General features: G+C 62.8%; 4 protein-coding genes. All 4 read right to left on the minus strand.

The genetic code is table 11. From position 1 onward, the window contains the following. Window positions 1-132 precede the first annotated feature (132 nt). The 4 genes from FKZ61_RS23360 to FKZ61_RS23375 all read right to left on the minus strand — a co-directional run bounded on the left by FKZ61_RS23360 (window position 133) and on the right by FKZ61_RS23375 (window position 6,899). Window positions 133-1,566 carry a phosphoglucomutase/phosphomannomutase family protein gene (locus FKZ61_RS23360; protein ID WP_141612577.1) on the minus strand — a complete coding sequence of 478 codons (1,434 nt, stop codon included), beginning with the start codon at window positions 1,564-1,566 and terminating at the stop codon, window positions 133-135. Between the two features lie 278 nt (window positions 1,567-1,844). Then, window positions 1,845-4,634, minus strand: a complete 2,790-nt coding sequence (locus FKZ61_RS23365) for a DUF11 domain-containing protein (RefSeq protein ID WP_141612578.1) — start codon at window positions 4,632-4,634, stop codon at window positions 1,845-1,847. Between the two features lie 517 nt (window positions 4,635-5,151). Beyond that, window positions 5,152-5,829: a response regulator gene (locus FKZ61_RS23370; protein WP_141612579.1), complete on the minus strand. Its 678-nt coding sequence runs from the start codon at window positions 5,827-5,829 to the stop codon at window positions 5,152-5,154. Continuing rightward, window positions 5,826-6,899, minus strand: a complete 1,074-nt coding sequence (locus FKZ61_RS23375) for a PAS domain-containing sensor histidine kinase (RefSeq protein WP_170200238.1) — start codon at window positions 6,897-6,899, stop codon at window positions 5,826-5,828. Before FKZ61_RS23375 ends, FKZ61_RS23370 begins: the two co-directional genes overlap by 4 nt. Between the last annotated feature and the right edge of the window lie 753 nt (window positions 6,900-7,652).

A 7,652-nucleotide genomic window follows, 5' to 3' on the forward strand; every position in this document is an offset into this window, starting at 1 on the left:
CTTAGTACAGGCTGGCGTCAATACCACGGCAGAAATTCCAGGTGCCCTCTGGGCGCGCTCCCTCTGGTGGAAACGAGCGGCTATGCCGCAGGCCAGAGGCCTGATCGGCGAATTTCTGCCGGGATTTACCAGTCACACGCCGGCCAGCTTTCTGCCGTCGTCCAGGATCGCCGCCACCGCGTCCTGGTCGGTGGTTTCGGTATAGATGCGGATGAGCGGCTCGGTGCCCGAGAAGCGGATGAGCAGCCAACCGCCATCATCCATGACAAATTTGTAGCCGTCGGTGGTGACCAGTTCGGTCACCGGGTGGCCGCCCAGGGTCAGGCCCTGGATATTCACCTGGTCCAGGCGGGTACGGGCCCGGGCCTTCATCTCATTGTCCGTCAGGCGAATGTCGATGCGGTCGTAGTAGTGGGGGCCGCCGACTTTGGCAAAGAGCAGGTCCAGCAGTTCGGTGGGTTTCTTGCCGGTGCGGACCAGGAAGTCCAACAGGTAGAGGTTGGCCAGAATGCCGTCCCGCTCGGGGACGTGGTTGCGGAAGGCGTAGCCGCCGCTCTCTTCGCCGCCGATCATGGCGTTGTGTTTGAGCATGGCCGGCGCCACGTACTTGAAGCCCACGCCGGTGTGGATGACGGGGACGCCGTAGATCTGCCCCAGCTTGTCCAACATGGAGGTGGTGCTCAGGGTTTTGACGATGGGGCCCCGTTCTCCCCGGATTTCCAGGAAGTAGTAGGCCAGGAGGCCGTAGACCCGCAGTTGGTCGATAAACTGGCCATTTTCGTCTCCGAAGCCGCAGCGGTCGGCGTCGCCATCCATGATGCAGACACAGTCCGCGCCCACTTCCCGGGCCACAGCCAGCCCGGCATCCACGTTGGGGGGGATGGGTTCCGGGCGTTGCATTTCCGGGAAGATGGGGTTGCGCTCGGCGTGGACCTCGATCACCTGGGTGCGGCCACCCTGGAGGATTTCACTGAGCCAGCCTGCGCCGTTGCCCCACATGTTGTCTACCACGATCTTCAGGCCCGCTTGTTTGATGGGCCCCACATCGATGAGCTCGGCCAGGTGGGCCAGGTAAGCCGGCTTGGGGTCGAAGTATTCGATCTGGCCGCTTTCCAGGCCAGCAGCCAGATCCATCTGGGCGATGGCGCCGGTATCCGCCGCGGGGGGGATGAGGGCTTCAATTTGGGCCAGCCCTTCCGGGGCGACAGCGCCGCCGTGTTCATCCCGCACTTTGAAGCCGCAATCTTCCGGTGGGTTGTGGCTGGCGGTGATGTTGATGGCGGCGATGGCTTGCCGGGCCTTCACGCTGTAGCTGATGACCGGTGTGGGGGTGGCGCTTTGGGTGAGCAACACGTGAAAGCCGTTGCCGGCCAGCACCTGGGCCGCCGTGGCCGCGAAATGCTCGGCCGAGAAGCGCCGATCATAGCCGACCACCACCGTCCCAGAAGGGTGCTTTTGCTTCAGGTATTGGGCAAAACCCTGGGTACAGCGGCGCACATTGGCGTAGGTGTAGTCATCGGCAATGCGGCCGCGCCAGCCGTCGGTCCCAAATTTGATCGCGGTCATGGATGCTCCCCTGTTAGTTACGTCAATTGCTCCGCTGCCTGGCTCAGATTCCATAAATATGAGCAGACTTCAGATTTTCAGTATAGCAGTTTTGAGGAAGATGGCGAAAAGGCCGGTATAGCCTGGCGTAAATACCGGCGCGGAAGGGGAAGCCGGAAGGGATCTGTTCACGTAGCAGGGAAGGGAAAAGTGAGCCAGCATGGGCCCGGTGCCGTCTGGCGACGCTGGCCCATGCTGGCAGAGGAATTGGGTGGGGAACTATCGGTGTTCCCGCTGGCTCACCGATAGTTGTAGACAGACGGCAGGAAGAGGCGAAGCTGCTCTGTCGTGGGTACCGTACACGCGTCCGCCTGGCTGTTGGGAACACAGGGATCCAGGGGCGCGGGGTCCTGACCGTCCAGGACGCCGTCGTCGTCGGTGTCGGGGTCGGTGGGGTCAGTGCCCAAGGCGGTCTCCTCCTGGTTGGTCAGCCCGTCGCCGTCCTGGTCACAGGTAGGGGCGTTGGGATCCGGCACGCACGGGCTGGTCGGCTCGGTGTCCTGGTCGTCAGGGGTGCCGTCGCCATCCTGGTCAGAGGGCTCATCGCCGCCCTGGCTACAGCCCTGGGCCTGGCTGTTGGGGATGCAGGGGTCCAGGGGGGCAGGGTCCTGGCCGTCCAGGACGCCGTCGTCATCGGTGTCGGGATCGGTGGGGTCGGTGCCCTTGTTGGCTTCTTCGGTATTCGTGAGCCCGTCGTTGTCCTGGTCGCAGGGGCCAGCCTGGCTGTTGGGGACGCAGGGGTTGAGGGGCTCAGGGTCCTGGCCGTCCAGGGTGCCGTCGTCATCGGTGTCGGGGTCGGTGGGGTCGGTGCCCAGGGTGGACTCTTCCTGGTTGGTCAGCCCGTCGTTGTCCTGGTCGCAGGGGCCAGCCTGGCTGTTAGGGACGCAGGGGTTGAGGGGCTCAGGGTCCTGGCCATCCAGGACGCCGTCGTCATCGGTGTCGGGATCGGTGGGGTCGGTGCCCAGGGTGGACTCTTCCTGGTTAGTCAGCCCGTCGTTGTCCTGGTCACAGGGGCCAGCCTGGCTGTTGGGGATGCAGGGGTTGAGGGGCTCAGGGTCCTGGCCGTCCAGGGTGCCGTCGTCATCGGTGTCGGGGTCGGTGGGGTCGGTGCCCAGGGTGGACTCCTCCTGGTTGGTCAGCCCATCGTCATCCAGATCTTGATCTATCACCGTGGTGACATCGTGGGCCTGGTTGTTGGCGCTCTGGGAGTCGCCCTGGACGCTCACAGAGACCGTATTGGTCACGGTATCGTTCAGGGTGGAGGCAATATCGACGGTCAGCAGCAGGGTGGGCAGCGTCTGCCCTGGGTTCAGGGGGCCGGGATGGGTGAAGGAAACGCTGGACCCGGCCTGGCCTGCCAGAACCCAGCCGCTGCCGCTGAAAGAGAGGTAGCTGAGGCCTGCCGGCAACTGATCCACCACGGTGATAAGGCTGCTGGTGGCCAGGGTACCCACGTTCTCCACGGTGATGGTGTATTGGCCCGTTTCGTCGGCGATCCAGGTGCCGCTGTGGGCCTTCTCCACCCTTAAGTCTGGACAGGCCTGGGCCACGCCCAGCACAGTTACATCCATCTTGCCCAGGCCCACGCCCATGGCATCCAGCAGGGGGTCGACCAGGCTGTCCAGCAAGGGGGTCAGCACACCGTCGAGTAGATCGTTGACCAGGGTGCCGATCAGATCGGTGATGGGATCGAGGAGAGCACCCAGTCCCAGCCCGGCCAGCTCCACGTTCACGTCCAGGTTGGCGAGGAGGGTAGCGGCCAGGGAACCAGAGTCGCTACCCGTCACGGCGACCTCCTGGGTTTCCGGGTAGGGGCCCTGGAAGGTGAGGGTGGATGGCGTGCCGCCAGCGACGCTGCCAAAGGTTTTTGCCTCAACGTCGATCAGGGAAGGCAGGTTAATGGGAATGCCCAGAAGGGATGCATTGATCTGGGCTGATGCCACCACGCCGTAGTCCAGGTCGGTGGTCGCGGAGATGGTATGGGTCCGGGAGAAGAAAAGGGTCGGGTCCATCTGGCCCAGGTAGAGGTCGGTCACACCCGGCGTGGCCTGGACGGTGACTGCGTTGGCCAGGGCATCCACCAGGGTGATGGTTCCCTGCCCCTGCCCCACCTGCACGTAGAGGTTGAGCTGACCCAGGATGACGTTGACCTGGGCAGAGGTACCCAAACCCAGGTCAATGCTGCCGCCCTGGCTGGTATCCACCAGATCTACGATCAGGGCTACCCGCAGGGTGGCGGAATGAAACTGGGCGCCGTCGGTGCCACAGACGATCACCGGGGCGTCCAAAGCCTGGGCCTGGATGGTTACCTGGTTCAGCAGGCCCTGCAGCCCCAGGTCCGCGCCGGACAGGGTCACGCCCACGGGGGTGAGCAGGACATGTTCACCGTTGAACAGCTCGATGACGCCTACCACCAGGTCCAGCAGGTTCAGCTGGACCGCGCCCACGCTGCCCTGGTCCACCTCGATGACCAGCAGCGCACCCAGCTGGATGGTCCCGGTCAGGCCGCCCAGGGCCACCTGAAGCTGGTTCAGGGCCGTGGCCGCGGCTGGGTTGCCACCGCTGGCGGCTACAGTTGACGCTGCCTCCATCAGCTCTCCCAGGGTGATCTCTGCCGTGAGCACTGCCTCCGGCGACGCGGCGCCCAGGTCGGCCTGGAGCTGCTGGAGCAGCCCGCCCAGCTGAATGTGGCCGCCGGCCAGGGCCTGGTAGTCGCCCACGGAGAGGCTGACGCTGGCGCCGCTCAGGCTGCTGAGCAGCCCGTTGAGCAGGGCGCTGTCCTGGCTATCCACGGTGGTCAGGGTCGTCCCGGCGGTCACACAGGCCTCCCCCTGGCAGCCGGGCGCGGCCACATCGGCGCGGGCTTCTCGGGTTTGGGCCAGCAGGCCCACCATTAGCAGCAGGCAGATGGCCCAAAGTCGGCGCCAGCCCCGGGCTCCGCGGGTATGGCCGACGGGGCTGGGATCCCAGGCGGGCGTATTCAAACAACAGTGGGGTTCCGACTGACAGGTGGTTCTTTGCTGTGACATGGGAGGCTCCTTGGGATTTCCAGAAGTCTGTGTCTGTGCTGAACAAAAGAGAACAGAATGGGTAGAGGACGTATCGGTTCTGGAAGGCCTCCGGCGATGTAGGCGGCAAAGGAGGGGAGGCGAGTAACCGGCCAATGGCCGGTGATGGTGGGAGAGAGGTAGAGTCGTTTACTTCCCATGCTATCAGATTGACGGAGAGGGAGAGGAGAGACAAAGGGTAGATTCAGACCGCCGCGAAAATCGGAGTGCTTGTGAGCGCAGCGTGGAGGAGGATCAGCAGCCTGGACGCTCCTGGCTGTCGGCGATGCTGTGGGAATTCACTGACAGGGGACCCATGTCCGACCAGGGGCACTGGGCCTATCCGGTGCCAGTTCATGGCCGCGTCCAGCCACCAACGGTTTCTGGCGTGGTACGTGGTACGTGGTGCGTGTACCTGTTCAACGGATCACGCACCACGTACCACGAAGCCCGTGGGCGTATTTGCGCCACTTTTTGATGTCATTGATGTCAATTTGTGCTAGCGGGATGTTTTGCCTGGGAATTGAATCTCGTCCAGAGAGACCAGGCCTTCGTGCAGGGCGTAGAGGGTGGCCTGCACCCGGTTGGAGACCCGAAGCTTGCTCAGAATGTTGCTCACATGGGTGCGGACGGTGACCTCAGCAATGGCCAGCTCCTGGGCGATGGCCTCGTTGCTCATGCCCTTGGCCACCAGTTTTAACACGTCCACCTCCCGATCGGTGAGGGGCACTTCCTTTTCACCGGGCGGCTTGCTCAGCTCTTTGAGCATCTTGCGGGCGATGACCGGGTGCAGGGAGGGCTCCCCCCGAAAGACCTGGCGCACCGCCTCGATCAGCTCGTCGGTGTTGGCGTCCTTCAGCAGATAGCCCAGGGCGCCCGCCTTGATGGCCGGGAAGACCTTGTCGTCGCTGGCAAAGCTGGTCAGGGCCAGAATGCGCACGTTGGGGCGAATGGCCAGAATGTGGCGGATGGCCTCGATGCCGTCCATGCCGGGCATCACCAGGTCCAACAGGACCACGTCCGGGTTCAGGGCCTCCACCTGGTCAATGGCTTCCAGCCCGTTGGCCGCTTCGCCTACCACTTCAATGTCCGGGATGTGGACGAACAGGGCGCGGGTGCCTTTGCGCACGATGGTGTGATCGTCCACAATCAAGACACGGATGGGGTGTTGGCTCATAGGGGTACCTCCACCTGAATTTGGGTGCCCTGGCCCGGGCAGCTGTAGATGGCCAGCTCACCGCCAAGTTGTTGGGCCCGTTCCTTCATGTTCCGGATCCCCATCCCGCCCGCTTCCTGGCTGGCCGGGTCAAAGCCCACGCCATCGTCTTGAATGGTCAGCCGGACCCGGTCTGCCGCCACATGGAGGTCGATGAACACCTGGCTGGCCTGGGCATGCTTGAGCATGTTGTTGAGGGCTTCCTGGATGATTCGGTATAGTTCGTTTTCCACTTCAGCCGCTTCGGAGAGGCGCGGGACATCCCCCGTGATGCGCAGATGGGGGTGGATGCCCGAGCGGACTTCGACTGCTTCCAGACGGGCCTGGAGTGCGCCGGTTAATCCCACCTCGTCCAGGATGGGGGGGCGCAGTTCGAAGATGAGCAGCCGCATGTCGGCGATGGCCTGGCGGATCATGGCGTGCAGTTCCTGGAGGTTCTCTTCCACCAGGTTCGCCTGGCCGTTGGCGAAGGAAAGGCGCACCGCCTCAATGTACAGGACGCTGCTGTAGAGGGCCTGGGTCACCGAGTCGTGGAGCTCCCGGGCCAGCCGGCTCCGTTCCCGCAGGGCGGCGGCATCCAGCAGGGCCTGTTCCGCTTCCTTGCGGGCGGTGATGTCATCCTGCACTACAACGATATAGGTGTCCTGGTCCACATGGAAGCGGCTGGCCCGCAGCTCATACCAGGAGTGTGGGTTTTCCCCATCGGGCCAGCCGTATTCCACCTGAAACGAGGTCCGGGCTCCTGTCAGGAGCTCCTGGAGCCCCCGGTGGATGGCATCCCCGATCTGTGGATCCCCGACGGACTGGGCCAGGGCGGCCAGGTAGTTTTGTCCAATCGGGGAACTCCCTCCGGCTCCGTGGGGAATCTCTGGATGTTCACGCCAGGCTGCGTTAACCGCCACCAGGGCGCCGTCCCTGTCCAGGATGGCGACCTTGCTGGGCAGGGCGTCCAAAGCGGACTGGAGGAAGCGGCGGGAGGTGCGTAGCTGACTTTCGACGGGGATACGGGTGGCGTTGCCTGGCTCCGTCAAGACACTATTCCTCATCACAAACCTGCCTTCAGGATCGACTCCACGTCCGGGTGGTGCGGATCAACAGAATGGATAGAAGCAAAGAGCGCTATGCGGACACGTGGTGGATTAAACTGCTTGCTGGAACGCCATTGGCGATGATATGGAACTACGGATGGAGAGGTCGAACTAGACTAAAAATGGAACGATAGAAGTGGGGAAACGGTTCCCCATGGCTGCCACCTGGTACGGCTCCATCTTTGTAGCCCATGGCCGACTTTGACACAGAGTCAGCCAAGTGCCTCGTTTCTGCTCCCATCCGGGTCTCGCTCCGTTGGCGACAGGCTCAACAACCGTTGGCAGTCCCACTGCAAACAAGGACGATGAATCAACAATACAGGTTCAGGTTTACCATATTTTTAGCCGATTCCGCAATAGGCAAAACGTCTTGATTTTGCCGAAAATTGACGTAAACGTCAGGTTTGTCTGGAAAACCATAGATGGCGCTGCTGCAAGAACACCGGAGAGACCCACGAAGAGACCCAGAAGAGACGCAAAGGCCGCTGGGTTTTCGCTGCGCTCTCTGGACTCCCTCTGCGCCCTCTGCGTCTCAGCGGTGAAAAAACTTTTCGCAGGGAAGCCATCTTTGACTCCCCTGTAAAAAGGGTCATTCAACCAGAAAGGGACAACAAAAAGGGCCGATCCACAAGGGGTAGCGTAAAATGCTCCTCGGACCGGGCAAACGGAACCATCTGACGCTTGAACCAGGTGAAA

The sequence above is a fragment of the Litorilinea aerophila genome (assembly GCF_006569185.2).
GTDB classification, from domain to species: Bacteria; Chloroflexota; Anaerolineae; order Caldilineales; family Caldilineaceae; genus Litorilinea; species Litorilinea aerophila.

What these genes read in the sequence shown, in the direction of transcription:
- FKZ61_RS23360 (WP_141612577.1), bottom strand. Translation starts at nt 1,566, where the DNA reads ATGACCGCGATCAAATTTGGGACCGACGGCTGGCGCGGCCGCATTGCC.
- FKZ61_RS23365 (WP_141612578.1), bottom strand. Translation starts at nt 4,634, where the DNA reads ATGTCACAGCAAAGAACCACCTGTCAGTCGGAACCCCACTGTTGTTTG.
- FKZ61_RS23370 (WP_141612579.1), bottom strand. Translation starts at nt 5,829, where the DNA reads ATGAGCCAACACCCCATCCGTGTCTTGATTGTGGACGATCACACCATC.